This is a genomic window from Cohnella boryungensis, assembly GCF_042651945.1.
Classification (GTDB): domain Bacteria; phylum Bacillota; class Bacilli; order Paenibacillales; family Paenibacillaceae; genus Cohnella; species Cohnella boryungensis.
Genome location: NZ_JBHSED010000003.1, coordinates 221349 through 248151 on the forward strand (window position 1 = coordinate 221349; position 26803 = coordinate 248151).

Annotated in this window: 22 protein-coding genes; 19 read left to right on the forward strand and 3 right to left on the reverse strand. The window is 57.0% G+C overall.

Going from position 1 to position 26803, the window contains the following annotated elements:
- The first annotated feature begins 207 nt into the window (after nucleotides 1-207).
- Together ACFO1S_RS02300 and ACFO1S_RS02305 are read left to right on the forward strand one after the other, a co-directional pair.
- Nucleotides 208-1521, forward strand: coding sequence for a phytoene desaturase family protein (locus ACFO1S_RS02300; protein WP_204600852.1), 1314 nt, complete (start codon nucleotides 208-210; stop codon nucleotides 1519-1521).
- Nucleotides 1522-1541: 20 nt separating this feature from the next.
- Nucleotides 1542-2444 (forward strand): RNA polymerase sigma-70 factor, encoded by a 903-nt coding sequence (locus ACFO1S_RS02305; protein ID WP_378126163.1) that lies wholly within the window; start codon nucleotides 1542-1544, stop codon nucleotides 2442-2444.
- Nucleotides 2445-2496: 52 nt separating this feature from the next.
- On the opposite strand, the gene ACFO1S_RS02310 is transcribed toward ACFO1S_RS02305, so the two are convergent.
- The 3 genes from ACFO1S_RS02310 to ACFO1S_RS02320 form a co-directional block, all read right to left on the reverse strand.
- The gene (locus tag ACFO1S_RS02310; protein WP_204600850.1) at nucleotides 2497-3255 is read right to left on the reverse strand and encodes a winged helix-turn-helix transcriptional regulator; all 759 of its coding nucleotides are present in this window, start codon (nucleotides 3253-3255) and stop codon (nucleotides 2497-2499) included.
- Nucleotides 3225-3629, reverse strand: coding sequence for a Fur family transcriptional regulator (locus ACFO1S_RS02315; protein WP_204600849.1), 405 nt, complete (start codon nucleotides 3627-3629; stop codon nucleotides 3225-3227). Before ACFO1S_RS02315 ends, ACFO1S_RS02310 begins: the two co-directional genes overlap by 31 nt.
- A 111-nt stretch (nucleotides 3630-3740) precedes the next feature.
- The gene (locus ACFO1S_RS02320; RefSeq protein ID WP_204600848.1) at nucleotides 3741-4655 is read right to left on the reverse strand and encodes an ArsR/SmtB family transcription factor; all 915 of its coding nucleotides are present in this window, start codon (nucleotides 4653-4655) and stop codon (nucleotides 3741-3743) included.
- A gap of 385 nt (nucleotides 4656-5040) precedes the next feature.
- Between ACFO1S_RS02320 and ACFO1S_RS02325 the strand changes: the two genes are divergently transcribed.
- The 17 genes from ACFO1S_RS02325 to ACFO1S_RS02405 all read left to right on the forward strand — a co-directional run bounded on the left by ACFO1S_RS02325 (nucleotide 5041) and on the right by ACFO1S_RS02405 (nucleotide 26742).
- Nucleotides 5041-6372 (forward strand): ABC transporter substrate-binding protein, encoded by a 1332-nt coding sequence (locus tag ACFO1S_RS02325; protein WP_204600847.1) that lies wholly within the window; start codon nucleotides 5041-5043, stop codon nucleotides 6370-6372.
- Between the two features lie 102 nt (nucleotides 6373-6474).
- A complete protein-coding gene (locus ACFO1S_RS02330) occupies nucleotides 6475-7383 on the forward strand; it encodes a carbohydrate ABC transporter permease (RefSeq protein ID WP_378126281.1) in 909 nt (302 codons plus the stop codon).
- Nucleotides 7384-7425: 42 nt separating this feature from the next.
- The gene (locus ACFO1S_RS02335; protein ID WP_204601057.1) at nucleotides 7426-8232 is read left to right on the forward strand and encodes a carbohydrate ABC transporter permease; all 807 of its coding nucleotides are present in this window, start codon (nucleotides 7426-7428) and stop codon (nucleotides 8230-8232) included.
- Between the two features lie 47 nt (nucleotides 8233-8279).
- A complete protein-coding gene (locus tag ACFO1S_RS02340; RefSeq protein ID WP_204600845.1) occupies nucleotides 8280-9278 on the forward strand; it encodes a glycoside hydrolase family 43 protein in 999 nt (332 codons plus the stop codon).
- 184 nt (nucleotides 9279-9462) lie between these two features.
- Nucleotides 9463-10572 (forward strand): rhamnogalacturonan acetylesterase, encoded by a 1110-nt coding sequence (locus ACFO1S_RS02345; RefSeq protein WP_204600844.1) that lies wholly within the window; start codon nucleotides 9463-9465, stop codon nucleotides 10570-10572.
- A gap of 89 nt (nucleotides 10573-10661) precedes the next feature.
- Entirely contained in the window at nucleotides 10662-12413 is a 1752-nt protein-coding gene (locus tag ACFO1S_RS02350; protein ID WP_378126167.1) for a cache domain-containing sensor histidine kinase, read from the forward strand.
- Nucleotides 12414-12416: 3 nt separating this feature from the next.
- On the forward strand, nucleotides 12417-13982 hold the full coding sequence (locus ACFO1S_RS02355) for a response regulator transcription factor (RefSeq protein ID WP_204600843.1): 1566 nt from the start codon (nucleotides 12417-12419) through the stop codon (nucleotides 13980-13982).
- 104 nt (nucleotides 13983-14086) lie between these two features.
- On the forward strand, nucleotides 14087-15439 hold the full coding sequence (locus ACFO1S_RS02360) for an ABC transporter substrate-binding protein (protein WP_204600842.1): 1353 nt from the start codon (nucleotides 14087-14089) through the stop codon (nucleotides 15437-15439).
- Nucleotides 15440-16247: 808 nt separating this feature from the next.
- Nucleotides 16248-17147 carry a carbohydrate ABC transporter permease gene (locus ACFO1S_RS02365; RefSeq protein WP_204600841.1) on the forward strand — a complete coding sequence of 300 codons (900 nt, stop codon included), beginning with the start codon at nucleotides 16248-16250 and terminating at the stop codon, nucleotides 17145-17147.
- 70 nt (nucleotides 17148-17217) lie between these two features.
- Nucleotides 17218-17994, forward strand: a complete 777-nt coding sequence (locus ACFO1S_RS02370) for a carbohydrate ABC transporter permease (RefSeq protein WP_378126282.1) — start codon at nucleotides 17218-17220, stop codon at nucleotides 17992-17994.
- Nucleotides 17995-18018: 24 nt separating this feature from the next.
- The gene (locus ACFO1S_RS02375) at nucleotides 18019-19050 is read left to right on the forward strand and encodes a glycoside hydrolase family 88/105 protein (RefSeq protein WP_204600839.1); all 1032 of its coding nucleotides are present in this window, start codon (nucleotides 18019-18021) and stop codon (nucleotides 19048-19050) included.
- 219 nt (nucleotides 19051-19269) lie between these two features.
- The gene (gene corA / locus ACFO1S_RS02380; protein ID WP_204600838.1) at nucleotides 19270-20223 is read left to right on the forward strand and encodes a magnesium/cobalt transporter CorA; all 954 of its coding nucleotides are present in this window, start codon (nucleotides 19270-19272) and stop codon (nucleotides 20221-20223) included.
- A gap of 9 nt (nucleotides 20224-20232) precedes the next feature.
- Nucleotides 20233-20565 carry an ArsR/SmtB family transcription factor gene (locus tag ACFO1S_RS02385; protein WP_378126170.1) on the forward strand — a complete coding sequence of 111 codons (333 nt, stop codon included), beginning with the start codon at nucleotides 20233-20235 and terminating at the stop codon, nucleotides 20563-20565.
- Nucleotides 20566-20738: 173 nt separating this feature from the next.
- Complete coding sequence (locus ACFO1S_RS02390; protein WP_204600836.1) at nucleotides 20739-22490, forward strand: SulP family inorganic anion transporter; 1752 nt, start codon at nucleotides 20739-20741, stop codon at nucleotides 22488-22490.
- Between the two features lie 111 nt (nucleotides 22491-22601).
- Nucleotides 22602-24008 (forward strand): allantoinase AllB, encoded by a 1407-nt coding sequence (allB, locus tag ACFO1S_RS02395; RefSeq protein ID WP_204600835.1) that lies wholly within the window; start codon nucleotides 22602-22604, stop codon nucleotides 24006-24008.
- A 179-nt stretch (nucleotides 24009-24187) separates the two neighbouring features.
- Nucleotides 24188-24967 carry a glucose-1-phosphate cytidylyltransferase gene (gene rfbF, locus ACFO1S_RS02400; RefSeq protein WP_204600834.1) on the forward strand — a complete coding sequence of 260 codons (780 nt, stop codon included), beginning with the start codon at nucleotides 24188-24190 and terminating at the stop codon, nucleotides 24965-24967.
- Nucleotides 24964-26742: a thiamine pyrophosphate-binding protein gene (locus ACFO1S_RS02405; RefSeq protein ID WP_204601055.1), complete on the forward strand. Its 1779-nt coding sequence runs from the start codon at nucleotides 24964-24966 to the stop codon at nucleotides 26740-26742. The genes rfbF and ACFO1S_RS02405 overlap by 4 nt, the downstream gene beginning before the upstream one ends.
- Nucleotides 26743-26803: the final 61 nt, after the last annotated feature.

Sequence of the window (26803 nt, forward strand, 5' to 3'; positions counted from 1 at the left end):
GTTTTGATTTTCTATTTTAATCAATTAAGCAGGGCAAAGAAAGCGAAGATTTCGGCTTGCCTTCAGGCGCGGAAGCCTGATCGGCGTATATCGTGTCACAAATCGGCGCTCTGGTTCGACTTACCTGTATAAGCCGAACCTCTCTGGATGAAGCAGGCTTGGGGTGCGGCTTTACGCGGGTACGATAACGATTGGAGGTCGAGGAGAATGAGGAGATATGACGCAGTAATCATCGGCGGAGGACTGGCGGGGCTGATCGCGGCCATCGAATTGGCGGAAGCGGGGAAGACGGCGCTTGTGCTGGAGAAATCCGGCAAGCTGGGCGGCAGGGCGATGACGGTGAACAAGAACGGAGCCTTGTTCAACCTGGGAGGACATGCGCTGTATGCGGGCGGGGAAGCGGACCGATTATTTCGGCGGTATGGCTTAAAGCTCACTGGAGGCTCTCCCGCCGCGAAGGGGACGGCCATATGGAATGGGCAGCTTGCGCCGCTGCCCGGCGATCCTCTGTCCCTTCTGTCCTCGAAGCTGCTGGGCTGGTTAGGGAAAGGAAGGCTGGTTCGTCTGCTGCTGAAAATAGCCAAGGCGGATGACGTCGGGCTGCGCGCCGTGAGCTTGCGGGAATGGGCCGAAAGAGAGATCGGGGACCCGATGGTTCGTCACATTTTTTACGCCTTGTGCCGGACGGCGACCTATACGCAGGATCCCGATTATCAGAGCGCCGGACCGGCTTTGAAGCAAGTGCGACGCTCGTTGAAAGCAGGGGGCGTGAAGTATGTGGACGGGGGCTGGCAGTCGATCGTCGATCAGCTTCGCGACAAGGCTGCGGCCCTCGGCGTTAGGATTCATTCCGGCGCGTCCGTGCAGGAAATTCGCCATGAACGGGGGGCGACGATCGGAGTTCGCTGCGCCGACGGAGCGGAGATCGCGGCTGCGGCTGTAATCAGCACGGCTTCGCCCGCCGCGACATTCGCCATGACGCCGGGAGCGGAAGGGACGGCGCTGCGCCGGTGGAAGGAGGAAGCGAGGCCGATGTATGCGGCAAGCCTGGATCTGGCTCTGCGCAGGCTTCCGACCGCGGATCGCCATCTGGCCATCGGGCTGGATCGGCCGATTTTCTTCGCTCACCATTCAAGAGTGGCGCGGCTAAGCGAGAATGGTACAATTGTCGTACATGTCATGAAGTATAACGGCCTTGGCGGACAGGACGCCAAGGCTGACGAGCGGCAACTGGAGCAAACGATGAGCTTGCTTCACCCGGGATGGGAGAAGGAGGTTGCCGCACGGCAATACTTGCCGAATATCGCCGTAGTGCATGATTATCCCCACATTGGCCGCACCTTTCCCGATGCGGGGCCGGAAGTGCCGGAGATTCGAGGGCTCTGCGTAGCCGGCGATTGGGCTAGTCATGGCGAGCTGTTGGTCGATGCCGCGGCTGCGAGCGCTCTTCGGGCGGCGCGTCTCGTTGCGACGGGAGACTGGCGGCTTCGCGAGGCTGTCTCGGTCGGATCGGGAGCATAATGGCGAGAGGGGGGGATCGTGTGGAAGGCACGCAGACGCAGTCGGCGGAGGCGGATTACGAGACGTATAAGCCGCTGCTGTTCGGGATCGCATATCGCATGCTTGGCAGCGTCATGGATGCAGAGGACATTGTCCAGGAGGTCTTCCTGTCCTGGAATGAGCGGGAAGGGGAGCAAGTGCGCAATCCGAAGGCTTATCTGTGCAAAATGACAACCTACCGCTGTATCGATCGCCTACGCGGCTCCGCTAAGTCGCGGGAGCTCTATGTCGGCCCGTGGCTGCCTGCCCCGCTGCTGAGCGAGCTTCCCGACGCGGATGGGCCGGGGGAGGCTTATCTGCGCAAGGAAACGCTCTCCACCGCCTATTTGCTGCTGCTGCAGCAGCTGACCTGGGCGGAGAGGGCGGTGTTTATTCTTCGGGAGGCGCTTCAATACGACTACGAAGAGATTGCCGGGATCGTGGGCAAGAGCCAGGCGAATTGCCGGCAAATTTTCCGCCGCGCAAGGAAAGCCGTATCGGGACTGTCTGAACGGCCGGCAGCGCCCGGCCCGGGAGCGGAGACGCTTGCGAAACGGGTCGATCAGTTCGTCGCGGCGCTGACGGGAGGCCAGCCGGGGCTGCTGGTCGAGCTGCTGAAACGGGAGGCCGCCCTGTATTCCGACGGGGGCGGCAAGGTCACGGCCGCTGTCCATCCGATTCGGGGAGCGGAGCGTATTGCGGCCTTCCTGCTCGGAGTGCTCGGCAAAGCGCCGCCCGATTTCTCTTACCGCATAGTCCAGATCAACGGTCAGCCCGGCATCGTCACCTCAATCGGGGCTCGGCCGAACAGCGTTCTGACCTTTCGTATGGAAGAGGACGCCATCGCCGAGCTGTATCTCGTGGTCAATCCCGACAAATTGGAGCACTTGCCGCACCAGGAATGAACATGCGAAGGACCGCGACTCGATTCTCATCGGGTAGCGGTCCTTCATGACGTCAAGAATCGGCCAGCCGGTAACCGGCGCCTCTGACGGTCGCAATATAACGCGGCTGGCGCGGGTCGTCCTCCAGCTTGCTGCGCAGGCTGCGAATGTGGACATCGATCGCGTTGCTGCCGCCGAAATAGGTTTCTCCCCACACGGCGTTCATCAGCTCCTGGCGAGTCATCACCTTGCCGCCGGCTCCTACGATCGCCCGCAGAAGATCGTATTCCGTCTTCGTCAATTCCACCTTGACGCCGCTGCGGCTGACCGTCATTCGGTCCGGATCGAGCGCGAGATCCTTGAAGACGGTCACGCGCGAAGCTTCCGTCTGCGGCAAGCGCTTATCGGCCAGCTGGTGAATCTTGGCGACGATCTCCTCTATCGGACCGGGCCAGACGGCCGTTTCCTCTCCTGGCCGGGCCGCTTCGGTCTCGCCCTGGCTAACGAGCGCGAGAACGGGAGAGGCTCCGCCGTCCGACCAGGCGGCCGTCGTTGCCGCAGGCTGGTCTACCGTACGGTCCATGACGACGATATTGCCCGGAATCATGCTGAGAAGCGGATCGTCGGCATGGTGCAGGAGCAAGACATCGTAGCAGCGCCGGGCGAGCTCGGCCACGAGCGCGCGCAGAGCGGCCGGGCGCGGGCTGACGATCAGAATCCGATCGGTGATCTCGCAATATTCCCCTTCCTCGGGCAATGTCTGCGAGCTGGTGAAGCGGTCGATCGGAACGGCATCTTCGGTCAATGGGCGGAGCTGTTCGCGTTCCTGCATGTTCGGCACACCCCCCTGAACACATGCTGCATATCCATGATGTCGTAGCCGGTTTGCGCGGCGATCGATTCCAGCCACTCCGGCGGCGTAGCTGCGAATACCTCGTCGACCTTGCCGCAGGAGGTGCAGATGATATGTTGATGCTCCTCGGTGCGGGCATCGTAACGGCAGGCGTCTCCTTCAAGCTTGAGCTCGTGGATGAGCCCCTCCTCCGTCAAGTATTTCAACGTATTGTATACGGTCGCGTAAGCGAAATGATGGCCGCCGGCTTTCAGCCTTTCGATGATATCGGAGGCGGTAGGATGGTCGTCGGCCGCGGCCAGCAGATCGTAGATCGTTTGACGCTGCACGGTCATGGCGCCCGCTTTTCGCATAGCCTTCATCCCCTTTTAATTAGATTTAGTTTAAGTTTAATGGAGGCGACGGGATGTGTCAATAACAGGCAAGGGCTGTCCGGATTCCGGCAGCCCTTGCTTGTTACGGCATTAATGCAAATCCTTATAGAGAACCCTGATGAGAATGTCCTGATTGTAGTTGCCGAAATGCTTGCCGTATACGGTCAACCCCCGCTTGTTCTTCGATTTCTCGTCGACCGCGAGCTTAAACCGGATGTTGCTCTTGTAGTCCAGATTAATCTGCTCCAGATTCACGTCGGAAATCCGGCATCCGTCGATGAAGCTTCCGTCCCGATTGATTCTAATCAGCTTAAGCATGCCGTATTGGTTCAGATGGGGCGGCCACCAGTCCGGATTGAAGGCGCCCTTCTTGTCTCCGAAGTCGCCCGGGCTTGTCCATGAGCCGATTTCGATCTCGTTGACATAGAAATAAATGTCGGACGGCCAGTTGTCCGCGAATCCCGGGGCCTCGGAGCTTAGCTCAAGAGAAAACTGCAGCTCCTGAAACTCCTGGTTCGGTTTCAAATAGTTCGGGATGCGATATTCCAGATAGCCCTCCGACAGCCAGATGATCTCGGCGTCCACCCTCTGGGGATCGGCGAAATACCGCGGATCGTCGAAGTCTCCGATGATGCTGTCCTTGGTGGCTAGACCGCATGTCGGCACAGCGTGATAGTTGCTGTAATGGCCGGCCTTCACCTCGACCTCGTAGCGGTTGCCGACCTCCTTCGTGCGCAGCTCCACCATCAGCTGCTCCTCGTTCAAATAACACATCTTCTGCAAGCCGTGCTTGCCTACGACGGTGTTGATCTCGATCAGTCCGCTCTCCTCAAGCTTCTTGATATGCATCGTAATGGCGCCGTTGGTCAGGTTCAGCTTCGTGGCCAGATCGTTGAGATTCAACGTCTGGTGTTCGGCCAGCAGCTCCAAAATTTGAATTCGAATCTCCGAACTGAGCGCTTTGAAAATACTAAGTCCGGATCGCAGCTCTTTAATATGAATCATAATCGTAAAATCCTTTCCGAAAAGGTTCGGTTCTATGTACAGCTTATCATAAAAGCGGCATTTATTATACATTGATCTAAAATGATATAGAAATGTTCATGTCGAATAAGCTAAACTTCTCTCCTATGGTTTTTAGCTTTTATTAAACTATATGAACGATACCCTGAGCTGAGCGTCATACGGGATCAAGTCGGGCTGGAGAATCCCGAAATGTCGCGTACTTTCTATGATTTTTCCGACTGTTGAAGCAAGGTTCACTCAAAAGTAACCGCATTCAAAATAGGCGTTGACAACAAATAAAGGAATCCAGTATCATAAATCCATAAATTGTTTCAGTAAAATATAAAACAATTTAATTAAACTGAGAATGAACGGGGGAAACAGAATGCGCAAAACCAGATTTGCAGTTTTCTCATTTCTTTTGTCCGCAATGATAGCGCTTACGGCGTGCAGCGGAGGCAACGGGGCCTCATCTTCGGAATCTCCGTCCGCAAGCGGAACCGCCAGCAAGACCGCGGCAGGCGGCGATGCGACCAAAATCGTGTTTTGGACGTTTCAGGAGCTTCATCAGAAGTATTACGAGGAAATGGCGAACAGATGGAACAAGCAGCATCCGGACAAGCCGATCGAGCTTGAGGGCAGCACGTTCCCTTACGACGACGTGCACAACAAGCTGCTGGTCGCCTTGCAGACGGGAGTAGGCGCTCCGGACATGGCGGACATCGAGATCAGCAAATTCGCCAATTACTTGAAGGGCACGCCTCAGCTTGCGCCGCTGAACGATATTGTGGAGCCGGAGCTGGGCAATCTCGTCAAATCCCGCTTCGATATTTACGCCAAAGACGGCAATTATTACGGCATCGATTATCACGTCGGAGCGGCCGTTATCTATTACAACAAAGAAATTCTCGACAAGGCCGGCGTAAATCCGGACGACATCAAAACATGGGACGACTACAAAGCGGCCGGCAAAGCCGTGCTCGAGAAGGCCGGCGTGCCCATGACGACGATCGAAACGACCGAGCACTGGTCTCTATGGCCTCTGATCGCGCAGCAGGACGGAGATTTCCTCGGCAAGGACGGCGGCGTGACGCTGGACAGCGAGACCAACATCAAGACGCTTCAATATTTGCAGGATCTGGTCAAGGAGAAGATCGCCGTGCCGACTCCGGGCGGATTCCATCACTCCGAGGAATATTGGGCGTTCATGAACCAGGGAGGAGCGGCCTCCATCTGGATGCCGATGTGGTACATGGGCCGATTTATCGACAATATGCCGGAGCTGAAAGGCAAAATGGTCATTAAGCCGATGCCGGCCTGGACGGCGGGCGGCGCGCGTTCAGCGGGCATGGGCGGTACGGGTACGGTAATTACGCAGCAATCCAAAGTACAGGACGTCGCCAAGGAATTTCTGGCGTTCGCGAAATTGTCCAAGGAAGGGAACATTGCGCTGTGGACGGAGCTCGGCTTCGACCCGATCCGCTCGGAAGTGTGGACCCTGCCTGAATTGAACCAGCCGAACAAGTTCACGGAGTACTTCGGCGACGGCATATTCACAATGCTGTCCCAGATCAAGGACGAGATCAAGCCGGTCAACATCGGCGAGAAGACGCCTGCGATTATCGATGCCGTCAAGCGGTCGGCAATGTTCCGCACGATCAACGATCTGGAGGACCCTGCGAAGGTGCTGAAGGAAGTGGCGGACGAGGTCAGATAATCCAAATATCGATAAGGATCACTAGCCTCGCTGGGTTCAGCCTGGCTAGTGGTTCTTTCCCGAGAGGAGAGCAGCGCCGTGAATCAACCGAATCGCGCCGCGATCGCGAAAGCGCCCGCGCCGAGAAAAGCCGGCATTCTGTACAGCCGAAGCATCGCGCCTTACGTATACGCGCTGCCGTTCATTCTCACCTTCCTGATTTTTTTCGCTTATCCGGTCGCGTCGACGATTCGGATGAGCTTTCAGGAGGTATTGCCGGGGGCCACCCGATACATCGGGTTTGAAAACTACGAAAATCTGCTGAACAAGCATTTCTACAGAGCGATCTTCAATAGCCTGCTCTATACCGCTCTGACGCTGATCGTGCTTATTCCGGTGCCGCTCGTGTTCGCGGTTATGCTGAATTCGAGCGCGCTGCCGTTCAAAAAAGTATTCCGTTCCACGTTTTTTGTGCCTGCGCTGGTCTCCATTGTCGTAGCGGGCACGATTTTCCGGCTGATGCTGGGTCAGTCCGACGGCGCGATCATGAACCAGGTGATCGGGCTGTTCGGCATCGAGCCGCAGAAATGGCTGGCGGACTCCCGACTGGGCATGCTGTCCCTCGTATTGCTGGCGACATGGCGCTGGTTGGGCGTCAATATTGTTTACTTTCTGTCCGGCCTGCAGAGCATTCCGCAGGAGGTCTACGAATCGGCCGAGATAGACGGCGCGACAGCGTGGCAGAAGTTCATGAGGATTACCGTTCCGATGCTGAAGCCGGTCTCCATATACGTGCTGACGATCAGCATCTTCGGCGGATTGTCCATGTTCATCGAAAGCTTCACGCTATGGAGCGGCAACCGCTCCCCGAAGGACATGGGGCTCACTATGGTCGGCTACATCTACCAGCAAGGCTTTGAGCAGAACAACATGGGGCTCGGCTCCGCGATCGGTCTGGCCCTGCTGATCTTAATGCTCGTGCTGAACCTGATTCAACTGAAAGTATTCGGGCTTTTCAAGAAGGAGGACTGACCGGCGGTGGACAAAAGAAAGCTAACCCCTTCTTCTCTGCTGATGCTGTTGCTGTTCATCCTTGTCATGCTTGCGGTTCTGACGCCGTTTTATGCCATTCTCGTGGCTTCCTTCAAGCCGGCCAAGCTGGCTATCAGCTCGGGGCTCAGTTATAGCATCGATTGGAAGCTGTTTACGTTCGATAACTATCGTTCCCTGTTCACCGAATCGGCGAATACGTATTTTACCTGGTTCAAGAATAGTCTGGTGATTACGCTTCTGGCTACCGTGGTATCGCTGCTCTTGTCGGCCTTCGTCGGCTATGGCCTGGCGATGTACGAATTCAGGCTGAAGAACGTGATTTTCGTTGCGATATTGCTCGTCATGATGGTGCCGACTGAAATTATCATGCTGCCGCTCTACAAGCTGATGATCCAATTCAAAATGATCAATACGCTGCAGGGGGTTATTTTGCCTTTCGCCGTAGCGCCGCTGCCGACTTTTTTCTTTCGGCAATACGCCAGCAGCTTGCCTAAGGACTTCATGGATGCAGGGAGAATCGACGGCTGCACGGAGTACGGCATGTTTTTCCGTATTTTTGTTCCTCTGATGATCCCCGCGTTCGGGGCGATGACGATTCTGATCGCGCTGGGCAACTGGAACAATTTCCTGTGGCCGATGCTGGTGCTGAGAACGAACGATATGCTGACGATACCGATCGGCCTGAGCACGCTAATGACGCCCTACGGCAACAACTATCAGGTGCTGATCGCAGGCTCGGTGATGGCGATCCTGCCGATTCTGGCGCTGTTCGTATTTTTCCAGAGGTTCTTTATTTCCGGTTTGACCGTTGGCGGCGTTAAAGGCTGACCCGTACGAGGACAACTAAAAACAGAAGACAGGCAGGGTGTTGCAACGTGAATAACGCAAAAAACCGCAATCCGAGTCCGGAAGGCGCGGCGGTCGACTACCGCAATCCGCTTGTGGAGCAGCGCGCGGACCCTTGGGTTTACAGGCATACGGACGGCTTTTATTACTTTACCGCCTCTGTCCCGGAGTACGACCGGATCGAGCTGCGCAGATCGGCTACGCTTGAAGGGCTGGCTTCGGAGCGTCCCGTCGTGTGCTGGCGGAAGCGCGAGAGCGGCCCGCTCAGCGCCAACATATGGGCGCCGGAAATTCATTTTATCGCCGGAAAATGGTACATCTACTTCGCCGCCGCTCATACGAGCGAGACCAACGAAGGGCTGTTCGATCATCGCATGTACGTGCTGGAGAACGAATCGGCCGATCCGACGAACGGTCGGTGGCAGGAGAAGGGGCAGATCGCGACGCGATGGGAGACGTTCGCTTTGGACGCTACGACGTTCGAGCATCGCGGCGAGCGCTATCTCGTCTGGGCGCAGAAGGACCCGGACATTCCCGGCAACTCGAATTTGTATATTGCCGCGATGAGCAATCCCTGGACGCTCCGAAGTGAGCAGATCAGGATATCGACGCCCGAGTACGATTGGGAGATCATCGGGTTTCGCGTCAACGAAGGGGCGGCGGTTCTGAAGCGCAACGGCAAAATTTACATTAGCTATTCGGCCAGTGCGACGGATCATAATTACTGTATGGGCCTGCTGTGGGCCGACGAAGAGAGCGATCTGCTCCTTCCCGCCTCCTGGAGCAAGTCGGCCGAGCCGGTCTTCGCGACGAACGAAGAGACGGGGCAATACGGACCGGGGCACAATTGCTTTACGGTGTCCGAGGACGGAGCGACCGATGTGCTGGTCTATCACGCGAGGGATTATAAGGAAATTGCCGGAGACCCGCTCTATGATCCGAATCGTCATGCGCGCGCCCAGAGGCTGGGCTGGAACGAGGATGGCACGCCTCGATTCGGCGCTCCCGGCAAGCCCCCTGAATTTTAAACAATTAACCCGGATAATCGAGTCGTCGATTATCCGGGTTTTCTTTTACAATATCAGAAAGCATAAAATTTAGACTTCTTATCCCGTCCGATAGCTCGATACAAAACGTTTGCCGCCGTCCCCAAGGACGGCGAAGCCGTTTTTACTTGCGGCGAAAGGATAATCTTAAGGGAGGGATTCGCCTGTGACAAGGACGGAGTGGAAATTCGATTTCGGCCTATGCGATGCCGAATCGGGCTACGTGAAAGTAACCGCCGATTGCGCATATGATCCCGGCCGGGGCTACGGCTTTACGGAGGGCGGAATGGTCACTGCCCGCGATCGGCTGGAGCCCGGCAAGCTGAAGCGGGATTTGTGCATTCCCGCGGACGCCGCTTTTCGCGTGGATGTGCCAAGCGGAAGCTATACGGCGACGCTGCTAATGGGAGACTGGATTCTGCCGACCTGCATGACGGTCAAGGCCGCTCCCGGCCGTCTGCTGCTTCGCCGTTACAGCGTGCCTGCGGGTCAATTCGCGCGGGTGACCTTAGGCGCGCATGTGAGCGAGGGCTTTCTGGAGCTTGTCTTCTCGGGCCCTGCGCCGCGAATCAACGCGCTGGAGCTTGTCGCCGCTCCGAATGCTATCGCGCTGCATCTGGCGGGCGATTCAACGGTAGCGGACCAGCCTGCGGACGGCTATCCCTATGCGGGCTGGGGGCAGGTGCTGCCTTATCTGCTCAAGCATGACGTGATCGTGGACAATCATGCGGCTTCGGGAAGAAGCTCGAAGAGCTTTATCGACGAAGGCCGCTGGGAAGCCGCGTTGCGCCGGGTCAAGGCCGACGATTACGTCTTTATTCAATTCGGCCATAATGATCAGAAGCCGGACGAGGCGCGTCATACGGACCCGGACAGCACTTACCGCGAATATCTGAAGCGGTATATCGAGGATGCCCGTTCAAGGGGCGCCAAGCCGGTATTGATTACCTCGGTTCACCGACGCTACCATGAGGCGGACGGCACGATCCGGGATACGCACGGAGCGTATCTGGAAGCGGTTCGGCAGTTGGGCGCCGAGCAAGGGGTCCCGGTCATCGACCTGGGGGCGAAGAGCAAGGCGCTGTTCGAGAGGGTCGGACCGCAGGGGACCGAGGCGATCTTCATGCACGGGGCCCCGGGCGAATTCGCGAACTTTCCCGGGGGGATCGAGGATAATACCCACTTTCAGGAAGAGGGTGCGGCAAGGCTTGCGGAGCTTGTGACGGAAGGCATACGCGAGGCGGGGCTGTGGCCGCTGTCGATGTACTTGCGCTGAGTCTGTCCGGACGGAATGAAACCGCTTTACATGAACCCTCGCGAGTGTCATAATTTCTACACTTCATTTTTATGACGGAGGGGCTGGCGATGGAGATGCAGAGAGGGTTCCGTTTTTTTCGGCATATGAAGATCAAGAACAAGCTGTCCATCCTGTTCGCGAGCATAATTGCGGTTACGTTCACGTTTACTTTTCTTGTCCAGCAGTACGCCTTCTCGATCTATGATCAGCAACTGTACGATAAGTCATCGCAAGTGCTGAATCTGTCGTCCGCCGCCATCGAGACGAAGCTGGGGCGGATCGAGCAGATGTCCTACGACATTATCGCGGACATTCAGCTTCAGAACCAGCTTCAGGCCATTAATAAAGCGGAGTCCGAGTACGATCTGCATATTTTGCGCCAGAAGGTCATCGACAGGCTGCTCACTTACGCAGGCTCGGAGCCCTCCATCTATTCGATTCAATTGTTCGATTCGCGGGGCAAGGAGAACGGAGCGGGCAACGTTACGGCGGTTCAGCCCGCGAAGAGCGAGCGCATTCAGCGGCTTGCGAGAGAAGCGGAAGGCGACATGCGCTGGTTTTACCCGGATGCGGAGGATCCGGCGCTGATCTCGGCAAGGGAAATCCGTTCGTTCAACAACACGAATTTCGACCTGGATTATCTTGGGACGCTGCTGATTCGGGTGAACATCGGGAAGATCGTTCAGCAGTTTTCGACCGGCGAAGGGGACCTGATCCTGTTCTCCGGGGAAGGCGTCATCTACCCGCAGGAGCCGCTGTTTAGTCCTGGTGAGGTTGCCGGCTCGCTTCGCGCCTCCAAGGGCTATTTCACGCAAAGCATCTCCAGCCATACGTATTTTATATCTTATATCGGCTCCTCGAACACCGGTTGGACCTATTTGAACATTACGCCGTTCAATCAAATTTTCGAGCGGGTTATTTTCATCAAGGAACTGGTCGTCATCGTGTTTATCGGCATCTTCCTGCTGGTTATTCCGGCGGGCATCCGCTTCTCGCGAAGTCTGACCCGTCCCATCGACAAGCTAATTGCGCGCATGAAGCTGGCCGAGAAGGGAAACTTCGCGGAAGCTCATCTGCAAACGCCGGACGATACGCCGATGTCGATGGACGAGATGGGGCTGCTGCATCGGACGTTCCGTCTGATGGTCGAGCGGATCAATACGCTGATTACCGAAAATTACGCCAATCGGCTGCTGATCAAGGAAACGGAATTCAAAGCGCTTCAGGCGCAGATAAATCCCCACTTTTTGTACAACACGCTTGAGTCGATCAACTGGCTGGCGAAGGTGAACAAGCAGGAAAAAATCTCGAACATGGTGGAGTCGCTGGCGTTCCTGCTGCGCAACTCCATCAGCATGAAGGAAGAGATTCTGACGCTGGCGGAGGAGCTGGAGGTCGTCGTAAGCTACGTAACCATTCAGAAGATTCGTTTCGACGAACGCCTGGACTTCGAGCTTGAGGCGCCGAGCGGCTTGCTGAGCCGCAGGCTGCCGAAGCTGACGCTGCAGCCGCTCCTGGAAAACGCGATTCACTATGCGCTTGAACCGACGATCGGGAGGAGCCGCATTGTCGTTCGGGCGGAGCTAACCGCCGACCGGCTGTGCATTTCCGTGGAGGACGACGGCCCGGGCATGCCCCCCGACGTGCTGGAGAGACTGAGGAGCGGCGAGCTGAAGACGAGAGGCACGGGCATCGGCATGCTGAATATCGACGATCGCATCAAGCTGGCGTTCGGCGAGCAATACGGTCTGCGGATCGACAGCGCTCCGGGTAAGGGAACCCGGGTCATCGTCGAACTGCCGCCGGAAGAGGAGGAATAAGGGATGTACAAGGTATTGCTCGTGGACGACGAAAAAATCATTCTGGACGGAATCTCGCAGATGATCGATTGGCGCTCGCTCGGCACGGAGCTGGTCGGCACGGCGGCTAATGGCGTCGATGCTTACGAACGGATCAAGGAGTTGGCTCCGGATATCGTGATCAGCGACATTCGGATGCCGGGGATGGACGGGCTCGATCTGGTCGCGGCCGTCAGCCGGGACTTTCCCGGCGTTCGCTTTGCGCTGTTATCGGGCTTCGGGGAGTTTGATTATGCGAGCAAAGCGATGCAATACGGGGTTAAGCATTATTTGCTGAAGCCGACCAACGAGCTCAAAATATCAGAAGCGCTGTCGGAGATAATAGCGGAGCTCGATTCGGACATTGCCCGGGAGCGTTTCGTCGGCGAGATGAAGCAGGAACTGTCCAAGGTCATGCCGCATGTCAAAGATCAGGTGCTCAAGGAGTTCGTGACGAACAAAACCTACGGCAGCCGGGACTGGGACTATTACCGGAAGCTGTTCGGATTCGAATTCGAGCGTCCGGTTCGACTGCTGCTGTTCCAGCTGGAAGGAACGGCGGCAGAGTTCGAGCATCTGTTCGCGGTCAAAAATATCGCCGAGGACTTGCTGGCCACGACCCTGCTGAGCACGACGATCGGGGACCACGTTCTCGTTCTGATCGAGGATGCGTTGGAGCCGGAGGAGCTGTTCCGTGTGATTCGGGAAATCCGGGCCACCTTCCGGCATTATTACAAAAGAGATACGACGATCGCCTTGAGCGAAGCGAACCGGATTACGGAGGCGCGGGCGCTGTATCAGGAAACGCTGCGATGTCTGAGCCACCGGTTCTATCTGGGCGAGGGCGGCCTCATTACCCGCAAGGACACGGGCGAGCAGGAGGGGGAGGCGATGGACGCGCTTTCCTTCGATACCGAGGCGCTGACGATGCCGGTGCAATCCGGGCATCGGGAGGAAGCGGAGGAAGCGTTGGCTTCCCTGATCCAAGGGCTCAAGCGGGCTCAACTGGACATCGACAGGACCAAAACCTACGTCATTCAGCAGTTCGTCTCTCTGATTCGTCTGGGCGACCCGCAGCAGATGAATCGCTATTATCGCCAAATGTCGGAGCTGGCCGGCATGGACACGCTGCAGGCGATGCAGGCGGCGTTGGAGGAGACGGTAAGGGAGCTGGCGCAATATCATTACGATCGCAACGTAGTTAAGATTACGTCGATCGTTCGCAAGGTCATCGACATTGTCGAGGCCCAGCTCGGAAACTCGGAGCTGTCGCTTAATCTGGTAGCCAGCGAGATGCTTTATATGAACGCGGACTATTTGGGCAAGCTGTTCAAGAAGGAGACGGGGGAGAAGTTTTCCAACTACGTCGTGAAGGCCCGGGTCAAAAAGGCGACGGAGCTGTGGTCGGACAATCCCGAAATTAAAATTTTCGAGATGGCGGAATTGCTCGGATTCGGCGATAATCCCCAATATTTCAGCCAGGTGTTCAAAAAACAGATGGGCTGCACCCCCTCCGAATATGCCAAGCAGACGGACAACTCTGCTTTTTGAACAAACAGCACGGTTTTTTGAATTACGATTTCGGTCTATCCCGCTGATAATAGGAAATGTAAGTGCTATCAACACAACCGATTCGAACAGGGGAGGACTTCGCAATGAAAAAAGCATTAACGGGTATCGTCATGCTTGCTTTAATGATTAGTCTTATCGGATGCGGCTCCAGCAAGGACAAGGAGGGGAGCAGCTCCGCGCCCGCGTCCTCGTCGGCATCGAGCGCTCCGGAAGGCTCTCCGACAGCTTCCTCGGGAGATAAAAAAGATCCGGTGAAGCTTCGCGTAGCCTGGTGGGGCGGGCAAGCCCGCCACGATTACACGCTGAAGGTCATCGAGCTGTACCAGTCGTTGAATCCTCATGTGACGATAGAGCCCGAGTACGCTTCCTTCGACGATCACTGGAAGAAGCTCGCTCCGAACGCGGCAGCCGGCAATCTCCCCGATGTCATTCAGATGGATATCTCCTATCTTTCGCAATACGGCGGTCGCGGACAACTGGAGGATCTGACGCCGTATACGCAGAACGGCACGATCGATACCAGCTCCATCAGCGAAGCCTCCATCTCCGGCGGGAAGCTCGGCGATCAATTGTTCGCGATGAACCTGGGCTCCAATGCGCTGCTCGCCGTAATCGACAAGGATATGCTCGAGAAGGCGGGAGGCGCGATGCCGAGCCAGGATTGGACGTGGGACGACTTTACGAAGCTCGGTCCGATCATGAAGTCGCAGGGCAAAATTCTGATGCAGGATCTTCGGCATGACGTGTTCTTCCCGTTCTATCTGAGAAGCAAGGGACAGCATATGTACGCGGCGGACGGCAAAGGCTTGGGCTATACGGACGACCAGCTGTTCACTGATTTCTATACGATGTATCAGACCTGGTATAACAATGGCAACCTGCTGTCGCTCGACAAGCTGGCGCAGAAAAAAGGGACTCCGGAGGACGGAGAGTTGGAATTGGGCAACGCCGTCAGCACGTGGGGCTGGTCCAACCAGTACATCCTGTCGTCCACGGTGGCGAAGCGTCCGTTCGAAATCTTGCCGGTACCGGGCTGGAATGAAAACAAGGCGCTGTTCCTGAAGCCGAGCATGTACTTCTCGATCTCCAAAAACTCGAAGGTCAAGGAAGAGGCCGCGAAATTCATCGATTTCTGGATCAACGATATCGAAGCGAACAAAATCATTATGGGCGAGCGCGGCGTTCCGGTATCCTCCAAGGTGAAGGAAGCCTTGAAGCCGAGCCTGACTCCGGAGCAGGCGAAGGTATTCGACTACGTTGCCTGGGCGGAGCAGAACAGCAGCCAGATGGATCCTCCGAACCCGGTGGGAGCGGTCGAGGTCGACAAGCTGCTGAAGGATACGGCCGAGCAAATCCTCTATAAGAAGCTGACCGTGGAGCAAGGCGCGGCCAAGTTCCGCGAGGAAGCCAACAAGATTTTATCCAAAAACAAATAAAGCGGATCAACCGGGCTCGCGTCGATAAGCGAGCCCGGTTTTTTGCTGCGTTCGCAGCGGCGTGTGCGTTGTATCCCGCTTTAACGCGTAGAGTCGTAATTTCGTCTATGTGTGCTACCGCGTCTATGTGCGCAACCGCGTCTATGTGCGCAACCGCGTCTATGTGTGCTATCCCCTTCGCTCAGGCTCTGTGTTGCGTAGAAGTAGCTGTATTTTGTGCAATTAAATCTGAGCATAGCTGGCGAATTCGGCGTACTAGTTGTATTTCCTACATGTATTTTTTCACGAATGGGTTTAATGGATCGGAGAATGCGCCGTTTAGATGTACATAGTGCAACTAGTCGGGGAATAGATGGCAGAATGGAGAATTTAGCTGTATGTTTTACAACTAATATCCTTCGCACCCAGCCTGAATAGAGTTCTGAGCGAAAGGGATATCCCCCTCATGACGCCCATGCCAAAGTGGCAATTCGGTGCACAGGACAGTCTTGGCGGCAACCCTATCCTTCAGGTACCCCAAGGGTGGAAGGCGGCTCATGAGAAAGGCTGCGTGGATTGGGAGCGGGGAGCTTCTGAGCCAAGGGGATAACGAGGCCGCAGAGTCGTCTTGGCGAGAGCTATCGAGGGGATGAGCCGTGAGTCGCAAGGAGAATTCCCTCTCGTACCATGTCGGCTAATTGAACAAAAACAACGGTTTTTTGCCTTCAGATGTTCGTTCCCGCACGGCATAATAAACCTATAAGGAAACGCTTACTTTCCGATAGGCATAGCTGTCGGATCTACCGAACAAGCCCAAGGAGCTGAAGACATGAAACTACGCGAAAATAACCATCTGGTCGGCTATACGTTCGCCGCTCCGTTTATTCTGGGTTTTCTGGTGTTCATCGTGTACCCGGTGTTCTCCTCGCTGTACTATTCGTTCACGGATTACAATCTGCTGGAGGCGCCCAACTGGATCGGATTCGATAACTATAAGGAAATGTTTACGGACGACGAGAAGTACATCAAATCGATCTCCGTCACCTTCAATTACGTGTTCGCCAGCGTGCCGCTTCGGCTGGCCTTCGCCCTCGGCGTCGCGATGCTGCTTAACAAAGCGATTGCGGGCATCGGGCTGTATCGGTCGGCCTATTACCTTCCGTCTCTGATCGGAGGCAGCGTCGCCGTATCGATTCTATGGTCGCAGGTGTTCGGTGATCAAGGGTTGGTGAATTCCGCGCTCGGGTTGATCGGCGTAGAGTCGAATACGTCGTGGATCGGGAATCCCGGAACGGCGCTATGGACGCTGATCGCCTTGTCCGTCTGGCAGTTCGGCTCCTCGATGCTGATTTTCCTGGCGGGCCTCAAGAACATCCCGAAGGACTACTACGAGGCTGCGGGCGTGGACGGAGCGAACAAGGTGCGCCAGTTCTTCAAGATTACGCTGCCGCTGCTCAGTCCGATCATTCTGTTTAACCTGATCATGCAGACGATTTCGGCCTTCATGACCTTTACCCCGGCGTATATCATCTCGCGAGGGGAAGGGGGGCCGCTGGACGAGACGCTGCTCTACTCTCTGTACCTGTACAAGCGGGCATTCGTCTTCTACGAGATGGGCTACGCTTCGGCGATGGCCTGGGTGGCGCTGATTGCCATCGGCATCGTCACCTTGCTTATCTTCCAGTCCTCGCGCTACTGGGTCCACTACGAGTCTAAGGGGGACAAATAATATGGCGATCTCAAGCAAAAGATGGAGGGCGTTGTCCTATCATCTGTTAATCGGCGGGCTGGCGCTCTGCATGTTCTATCCGATTCTGTGGCTGATCGTCAGCTCGCTCAAGCCGAACGACGAAATCTTCACGACGGCGTACAGCTTAATCCCGAGCCGCTTCGCCTGGGAGAATTATACGAGCGGCTGGGCGGGCTTCGCGGGCAATTCCTTCGGAACGTTCTTCAAGAACTCGTTTATCATCGTCATTCTATCCACAATCGGAGCGGTCTGCAGCTCGGCCCTGGTGGCGTATGCGTTCTCCCGTATTCCGTTCTTCGGAAGAGGGATCTGGTTCGGCTGCATGATGCTGACGTTGATGCTGCCTCGCGACGTGACGATCATTCCGCAGTATATTCTGTTCTCGGAGATCGGCTGGCTGCAGTCGTTCAAGCCGATCATCGTGCCGCAGTTTCTGGGCATTCCGTTCTTCATCTTTCTGATCATGCAGTTTATCCGGACGGTTCCGGTCGATCTCGACGAGGCCGCGAAGATCGACGGCTGCAGCAAATACGGGATTTTCTTCAAAATCATTCTGCCGCTTATCGTACCGGCTATGATGACGTCGGCTATCTTCTCCTTCTATTGGACGTGGGAGGATTTCATTCACCCGTTGCTGTATTTGAACCAGCCGGAGCTGTATCCGGTATCGCTGGCGCTTAAGCTGTTCCTGGACGGGGAATCGCTGAACAATTGGGGCGGTATGTTCGCCATGTCTACGTTGTCGCTCGTTCCCGTCTTCATCATATTTTTCGCATTCCAGAAGTACATTGTCGAGGGCATCAGCACTAGCGGCTTAAAGGGGTAGCTTACATTGGAAGGAGCAGACGACATGCCTGCATTGCGATTTGACGATAAGGAAATTATCGGGGCGATCGACCGGGTGGTAGACCGGACTTTCCGGATGGATTTCAGCTGGGATTGGCCCGGCGGCGTAGCTTTCTACGGGGTATGCGAGGCTTATCAGGCCACGGGCAAGGCGGAGTATCTGGAGCGGCTTAAGGCCTGGGTGGATGAAAATATGGAGGACGGCTTGCCGAAGCTGTCGGTTAACGGGGTATCAGTCGGTCACTCGCTGCTGACGCTGTACGAGGTGACGCAGGATGAACGCTATATCGAGACGGCCAAGGAGATGGCGGAATACCTGACGCATGATGCGGTTCGTTTCGGCGACGGTATATTCCAGCACACGGTAAATTCGGAGACGTATAATTTCCCTGAGCAAGCCTGGGTCGATACGATGTTCATGGCGGGCTATTTCCTTCTTCGGATCGGCAAGCTGCTGGGGAGAGACGATTATTTCAGCGACGGACTGCGGCAATATCATGGGCATGAGAATGTGCTGCAGGATGCGCGCACCAATCTGTATTATCACGGCTGGGACAACCTTGCTGGTCATCATATGTCGGGCGTTCATTGGGCCCGTGGCAATTCCTGGGCGGCGCTCACCATGGCGAGAGCGCTGGAGCTCGTGCCCGTCGATCTGCCGAATTTCATGATTATCGAAGGCTCGCTGCGCGACCAGCTGAGCGCGCTGGTTCGTCTCCAGGACGAATCCGGTCTATGGCACACGATTGTGGACGATCCGACCTCTCCGCTCGAAACGTCGGGCTCGGCGGGGATCGCGGCCGCCTTGCTCACGAAGGGGAGGCTGTACAACAAGTATACGCAGCGCTCCATCGACGGAATTCTGGCCCGTATCACCGAGGATGGCACGGTGACCGGCGTCTCCGCCGGAACGGCGGTCATGCAGAATGCCGACGGCTACAAGGGCGTGCCGGACAAACGAATCCAGGGCTGGGGCCAAGGGCTGACGCTGGCGTTTCTCGCGGACGTGCTGAACGTCCGGCGAAATCCGTATTGAAAATAATGGCGACGTCGAACGGGTTGTTCCGTATATCGGGCGGCAACTCGGAGCGTCAAGATAGAAGCGCATGGCGTAAATTTCTCGCCATGCGCTTTTTGTTCACGATCCGAACCCTTAGCGGGCTGCCCGTGCCGGCGTGATACTGGCGGAGCGTTGCTGCTGCATGTTGCCAAGTCTTGCCGCATCGGGGCATAATGAACGATAGAGGTGAGACGAGTGCTGCGGATAATGGCGGTAACGGACGAAGGGGAGCTGCTGACGGATATTTCGTTAAGCCACCTGACGGATCTTAATGTCGAGTGGTTCTGGGTGGATTTCGATTGCCCGAAGGAGGCGGAAATTGAGCTTCTGGACAGCTATTTTCAATTTCATCCGCTTGCCATCGAGGATTGTCTGCATCTGCTCCAGCGGCCGAAGGTAGATCATTACGACGATACGCACTTTTTTGTACTGCACGCCCTTCACCCGGAAACGCTTAAGGCGGAGGAAGTGGATTTCTTCCTGGGGCCCAGAGGCATCGTGACGTTCCATCTGGCGGCGTCGCAGGAGGTTGACGAGGTCTGGAGAAGGATGCTTGATCCGGCCATCCGGTCGGGCAAGGATCATAATTACGTCGCTTATTTGATCGTGGACAAGCTGGTGGACAACTATTTTCCTACGCTGTACATGATCGAGGACCAGCTGAACGAGATCGAGGACCAAGGCGAGAATCGGCCGGATTTGCAGGAGATGACGGAGCAGATTTACGACATCCGGGCGGATCTGCTGCGGATTAGACGCACGGTTATTCCGATGAGGGATTTGCTCTATCGGCTGCTGAATTCGGACAAGATTCCGGGAGTGAAGGACCAGCATGCGTATTTCACCGACATCTACGACCATCTGCTGAAATTGACGGAGATGATCGAGTCCAACCGAGAGATGACGGCGGATCTTCGGGACAGCTACGATTCGCTGCGTTCAAACCGGATGAACTCGATTATGAAGACGCTGACGGTCATGACGACTATATTTATGCCGTTGACCTTTATCGCAGGGGTATACGGGATGAACTTCGTGAACATGCCCGAGCTGGAATGGCATGCGGGATATTACATCGTTATCGGCATCATGGCGGCGCTGGGACTGGGGATGTATGCTTGGTTCAAGCGCAAGGGCTGGTTCGATTAAAGGGGGAGGATGGCCGTGAGCCGCGAGTTGCAGCAGTTTAAGGCGGAGTTTTTCAAGGCGCTTGCCCATCCGCTTCGCATCCGCATTCTGGAGGTGCTGAGCGAAGGGGATCGGAATGTCAATGAAATTCAGGCGCTGCTCGGACTGGAGGGATCGGCCGTTTCGCAGCAGCTGGCGGTGCTTCGGGCGAAGAACGTCGTCAGCGGCACGAAGGACGGCACCTCCGTGATCTATTCCTTGCGCGATCCTCAGATTCGAGAGCTGCTGGAGGTCGCGAGGAGAATTTTCGATAACCATCTGGTAGACGCGATCTCCTTGCTGGAGACGATTCGCAACGAATAATGAACGGAAACGGGGCCAAATCGCCGAGAGGCGCTTATGGCCCCGTTTTTTTGCGCGTGCACGAGGCTGGATGACGGGAAAAGGGGAAATATCCGTTTTGACGATCGGTGCATAATCATCTTATATTTTATATATTCAAATAATCAAATATTTAGAGATAGAAGGGATAAGGGATGGAGCGCAGGCTGGGGAGGTTTTCCGGTTTCGGCATCGTTTCGTTGCGCAAGGATCTGATGTCCGGCTTGATTGTGGGGATTATCGCGATTCCGCTGGGCATGGCGTTCGCTATCGCTTCCGGCGTAAGTCCGCAATACGGGCTGTATACGACGATAACGGCCGGGGTTCTGATCTCGTTATTCGGGGGCACGAAGTTTCAGATCGGAGGCCCGACGGGGGCGTTCGTCCCGGTGCTGCTGGCGATTGTATTGAGCTATGGCTACGAGAACCTTCTGCTCGCAGGCCTGATGGCGGGCGTGCTGCTCCTGCTTATGGGCCTCTTCCGTCTGGGGGCGTTGATTCGCTACATTCCCCGCCCTGTGACGCTGGGCTTTACCTCGGGAATCGCAGTCCTTATCTTTGCCGGTCAGATTCCCGGCTTCCTGGGCATCGAGGGGCTGAGCAAGCATGAACGCTTCCTGCCGAATATGCGGGAGATCGTCGAGCATCTGTCCATGGCGGACGCCTACGGCATGGCAACGGCGGCCATCAGTCTGGCGGTCATCCTGCTCGTGAACAGATTCGCCCCGAGGCTCCCTGCTCTCCTGCTGGGACTTGCGGCGGCTACTATTGCGGCGACTTTGTTCTTCGACGGGCAGGTCGCTACGATCGGCTCGGCTTATGGCGCCATACCGGATGGGCTCCCGGAGTTCAGGCTGCCGGAAATCTCTCTCGAGCGCATGACGCAATTGCTCTATCCCGCAGTTATCATCGCGATGCTGGGCGGAATAGAATCGCTGCTTTCGGCCGTCGTCGCGGACGAGATGACCGGCACTCGGCATAATAGCAACAAGGAATTGATCGGACAAGGCATCGCGAACATCGTGGCTCCTCTGTTCGGAGGAATCCCGGCGACGGGCGCCATCGCGAGAACGGCAGCCAACATCAAGTCGGGGGCGGCCAGTCCCGTATCGGGCGTCGTGCATGGCGTCGTAGTCCTGGCGGTGGTGCTGCTGTTCGCTCCTCTGGCTTCCCGCGTGCCGCTGGCCGGTATGGCGCCGGTTCTGATGGTCGTGGCTTGGAAGATGAGCGAATACCGGGGGTTTGTCAAGGTGCTGCGAACCAGAACGGGCGATTCGCTCGTGCTGGCGGCGACCTTCCTGCTGACGGTGTTTACGGACCTTACGATTGCCGTAACGGCGGGTCTTGCGCTGGCTGCGGCGCTATTCATGAGGCGAATGGGCGGTATGGTCAAGGTGGTGAAGGTGCTTCCCGATCCGGAGACGAGACAAGGGAAGGTGGCGCCTCATCGGGTGACCAGCGCGAGAGACTGTCCGCAAATTCGGATCGCATCGATAGAGGGGGCATTGTTCTTCGGCACGACGAAGGCGTTCGGAGCGGCGCTGCGCGATATCGCGGGGCAGGCGCAGCGCGTCCTGCTTATACGCATGGGCGGCGTACCGCTGATGGATATGACGGGAGAGGCGAATTTGGCGGAGCTTGTGAAGGATTTCCGACGACGCGGCGGAACCGTCATCGTATCGGGCATTCAGCCTCAGCCTCGACAGATGCTGGCGCTCACCGGTCTGACCGAGGAGATCGGGAGCGAGAACTTCCATGAGCATACAGGGGGAGCGATTGAGAAGGCTCTAGGCTGTCTGGATAAGTCGGTATGCGCGGGCTGCAAGCATTTTGCCTTTCGCGAGTGCGCGAAGCTGTCGGGATCAACGGAGCGTACCCTGAATAGGGAGCGGGTTGCTGTGCGCTAATTGTTAGATATCCTAACTTGTTTCATGAAAAATCACTCCTTTTTTATTGTTTCACTTAATTGTGTTATATTATATAACATAATAGTGACGCTATTGAAGGAGGGGAGTCGCATGCAAGAGGAAGGCCTGTTGGATTGCATCATTAAGGGCGGAAGCGTTGTGCTGCGAGACCGCGTTCAATTGGCTGACATTGCGATTAAGGGCGGCCTGATCACCCAGATCGCCTCCGACATACAGGCGTCTTCCAAGCATACGATCGATGCCAAAGGACTTTATGCGATGGCGGGCGTCGTGGATACGCATGTCCATCTGAACGGGCCGGGACGAGAGGAAGGGGAAGGATTTCAGAGCGATTCGTCCGCACTGGCTGCGGGCGGATGCACGACCTTCCTCGATATGACGTATCCCGGCATGCCCGCAACGGTGAATGCGGAGGCGATGAGCCGCAAGCTGGAGGCGGCCCGGGCTTCAGGAACGCTCATGGATTACGGACTCTGGGCCGGGCTCACTCCCGACAATCTCGACGAGCTGGCGGCATTGGCGGATCAGGGGGCGATCGGCTTTAAGGCGTATATGTCTTCTCCCGAAGTTGCGGGCGTGGAGAGTTTCCGGGCGGTGGACGATGTGGCCTTGTACGAAGGGATGAGGCTTATTGCCGAGCTGAAAAAGGTGCTGGCTGTCCACGCCGAGAGCGAGGAGATTATCGCGGCTCTGACGGAGAAATCGTTGCGGCGAGGGGCAACCGAACTGCGGGACTATGCGGCGGCGCGGCCGATGGCGGCGGAGCTGGACGCGGTTCGCCGGGCGCTGCTGTTCGCCGAGAGGACGGATTGTCCGCTGCATCTTGCCCATCTGAGCAACCCGCAAGCCGTAGACATGGCATGGGAAGCAAGGCGCAACGGACTCGATGTCACCGTGGCGACTTGCCCGCACTATTTGTTATTCACGGACGAGGAAGCCGCGAGGCTGGGAGCGAAGGCCAAGTGCGCGCCGCCGATTCGCGGCGCCCGTGAAAGGGAAGGCCTGTGGGCCAGGCTGGCGGAGGGCAAGATCGATCTTGTCGCCTCGGCGCACTCGCCTTGCCCGCCTTCGCTGAAGGAAGGGGACGGCTTTACGGCGCGGGAGGGCATTGCAGGCGGACAGAGTCTGCTGGAGCTGATCTTCGACGAAGGCTTCCTGCGACGCGGCTTGCCGCTTCCGCTGCTGTCCAGAGTGCTGTCGGAAGCCCCCGCCAGACGTTTCGGACTGTTCCCCCGCAAGGGCAGATTGGCTCCCGGGGCCGACGCGGACATTGTGCTCGTTCATCCCGACGCGCCCTATGTGCTCCGACCGGAGCACCTGCTTTACCGGCATCGGCAGAGCGCTTATGAGGGGCGGTTGATTCGCTGCAGGGTAGCGTTGACGATGAGCAGAGGGAGAACGGTATATTCCGCGGAAGGGGGAGCGGATGCGTCCGGCGGCGGAGGCCAGTGGCTCCCGGCTTTGTCGGGGACGAAATCCAGAAGGCTGGCCAGATAATCCGACGTACAACGGAGGGAATCTGCAGGAGAGGCGTGTGCGCCTCCGCAGATTCTCTTTTTCCGCTTGGGGAACAATGTCTGCGATTGTCCACACCCTCAGGGAACTGCCGGCATAAGCAGTAGTAGCGATTATTCGTCGAGCAACGTCCGCAGGGACGGGAAAAGGGGAGACTGCCCTTGAAGGTCGTCATTCTCGCCGGGGGCTACGGCACGCGCATCAGCGAAGAAACGGCGGTCAGACCCAAGCCGCTGATTGAAATCGGAGACAAACCGATTCTATGGCACATCATGAAGCATTATTCGTTTTACGGCTTCCATGAGTTCATTATTCCTCTGGGATATAAGGGCATGCTTATTAAAGAATACTTTGAGCATTATGATCTGCACGAGTCGGATGTTACTTTCGATTTTACGGACGGCGGGAAAAAGGTGATCCATCAACGATTGACCGACCCATGGAAGGTTACGCTGGTGGATACCGGAAGGGACACCTCTACGGGCGGGCGGATCAGACGCATTAGCTCTTATGTTGCGGATGCCCCGTTCATGCTCACCTATGGAGACGGACTAAGCGATGTCGATCTCTCGAAGCTGGTCAGCTTTCATGGCTCGCATGGCAAATGGGCTACGGTTACCGCCGTTCAGCCGGGAGGACGATTCGGTGCTTTGCAGATCGGCGAAGAGGGGGGCGTTCAAGGCTTTCGCGAAAAACCGAAAGGCGACGGCGGTTGGCTGAACGGCGGATTTTTCGTTTTCCAGCCGGAGGTTCTGCCCTATATGGGCGGCGACGATACGATGCTGGAGAAGGAGCCGCTGGAGTCGATCGCGGGAGCCGGCCAGCTGATGGCCTATCGCCACGAAGGCTTCTGGCATCCCATGGATACGCTCCGGGACAAGGTATCGCTTGAAGCGATGTGGAAAGCCGGGAAAGCGCCTTGGAAGGTGTGGCCGGCATGAAGGCCGCGAGGTATATCGTCGATTTTCTGACCCGGCGCGGAGTGACGCATGTCTTCGAAATGGCCGGGGGAGCGATCGCCCATCTGCTGGATGCCATAGAGGAACGGGAAGACATTGAAGCGGTATCCATGCATCATGAGCAGGCGGCGGCATTCGCCGCCGAAGGTTATGCGAGGACGAGCGGGCGGGTGGGCGTGGCGTTGGCGACGAGCGGGCCCGGAGCGTTGAATCTGATTACAGGGATCGGCAGCTGTTACTTCGATTCGGTACCTTGCGTGTTTCTGACGGGACAGGTGAACACCTACGAATACAAATTCGACGATCCGGTCCGGCAGAACGGATTTCAGGAGACGGACATCGTCAGCGTCGTCAAGCCGCTGACGAAGTACGCGGCGCTGGTTGCCGATGCGGACCGTCTCCGCTTCGAGCTGGAGAAGGCATGGGCCATCGCGCGGTCCGGCCGGCCAGGCCCCGTGCTGCTGGATATTCCCATGGACGTTCAGCGCGCGGAGGTTGATCCTGAACGGATGGCCGGCTGCACGGAGCAGGAGGACGCTGCGCCAGACCGCTCCGAGGGGCTGGAGAGCGTTATGCGGGAAGTCTCTTGCCGGCTTCGGTCGGCTATGAGGCCGATCGTGCTGGTCGGCGGCGGAGTGCGATCGGCGGGAGCGGTAACTGCGCTGCGGAGATGGCTGGATCGCGCGAAGATTCCAGCCGTTTGCTCGCTGATGGGACTTGACGCGGTGGAGTCGGACTATCGCTGGAGCATGGGCTTGATCGGCGCCTACGGGCACCGGTATGCCAATCTGGCGCTGGCGAATTGCGATTGCCTGCTTGTGCTGGGCTCGCGGCTGGACACCAGGCAGACCGGAACCCGGCCGGAGACGTTCGCGCGCGGGGCGAAGGTCATCCATGTCGAGATTGATGCGGCGGAGCTGGGGAGGAAGGTCGGCGCGGATCTGGCCGTGCGCGCTCATCTGAAGCCATTTCTGGAGGGAATGTCCGACGCGTGGGGACACGATCCGGAGAAGCCCCGTTGGAAGCTATGGAAAGACAGGCTTAACCGCTGGCGGCTGAAATATCCGACAGGAAACGCCGCTGCGGATGCGGAGGAAACCATCGACCCTAATCGGCTCATGAGGAGGCTGGCCACGGCGACGGGACGCGATACGATCGTCTGTCTCGACGTCGGTCAGCATCAGATGTGGGCAAGTCAATCGTGGCCGGTCGGCGGAGAGAGAAGGCTGTTGAACGCAGGAGGGATGGGAGCGATGGGCTTTGGACTGCCGGCAGCGATCGGAGCGGCCTTCGCCGCGCCGGGCAAGGGGATTGTGCTTATTGCCGGAGACGGCGGGATGCAGGTCAATATCCAGGAGCTGCAAACGCTCGTCCATTGGCGGCTTCCGATAACCGTCCTCGTGCTGAACAATCGTTCTCTCGGTATGGTGCGACAGTTCCAGGAGCTGTATTTTGAAGGACGGACAACCTCAACGGTTGAAGGCTACAGCTGCCCGGAATTCTACAAGGTTGCCCGAGCTTACGGTATACCCGGATATCGCGCTTCCTCATGGCTGGATATCAACGAATGGATCGATGCGGGCGTCGGGGGCGAAGGCGGAGGGCCGGTTCTGCTCGAAATTTGCATTTCGCCGGGGTCTGCAGTGAATCCGAAGCTTGGCGTAGGGCGTCCTGTCGAGGACATGGAGCCCTTGCTTCCCAGGAAGGAGCTTAGTCGCCAGATGATTGTGCCGCTGTTGGAGGAGTCGGAGGACTAACGGGTTGTCCGGCGTCCCGTCACCTTGCCGAAGCTGACGGAAGACGAGCTTGTCATGGGAT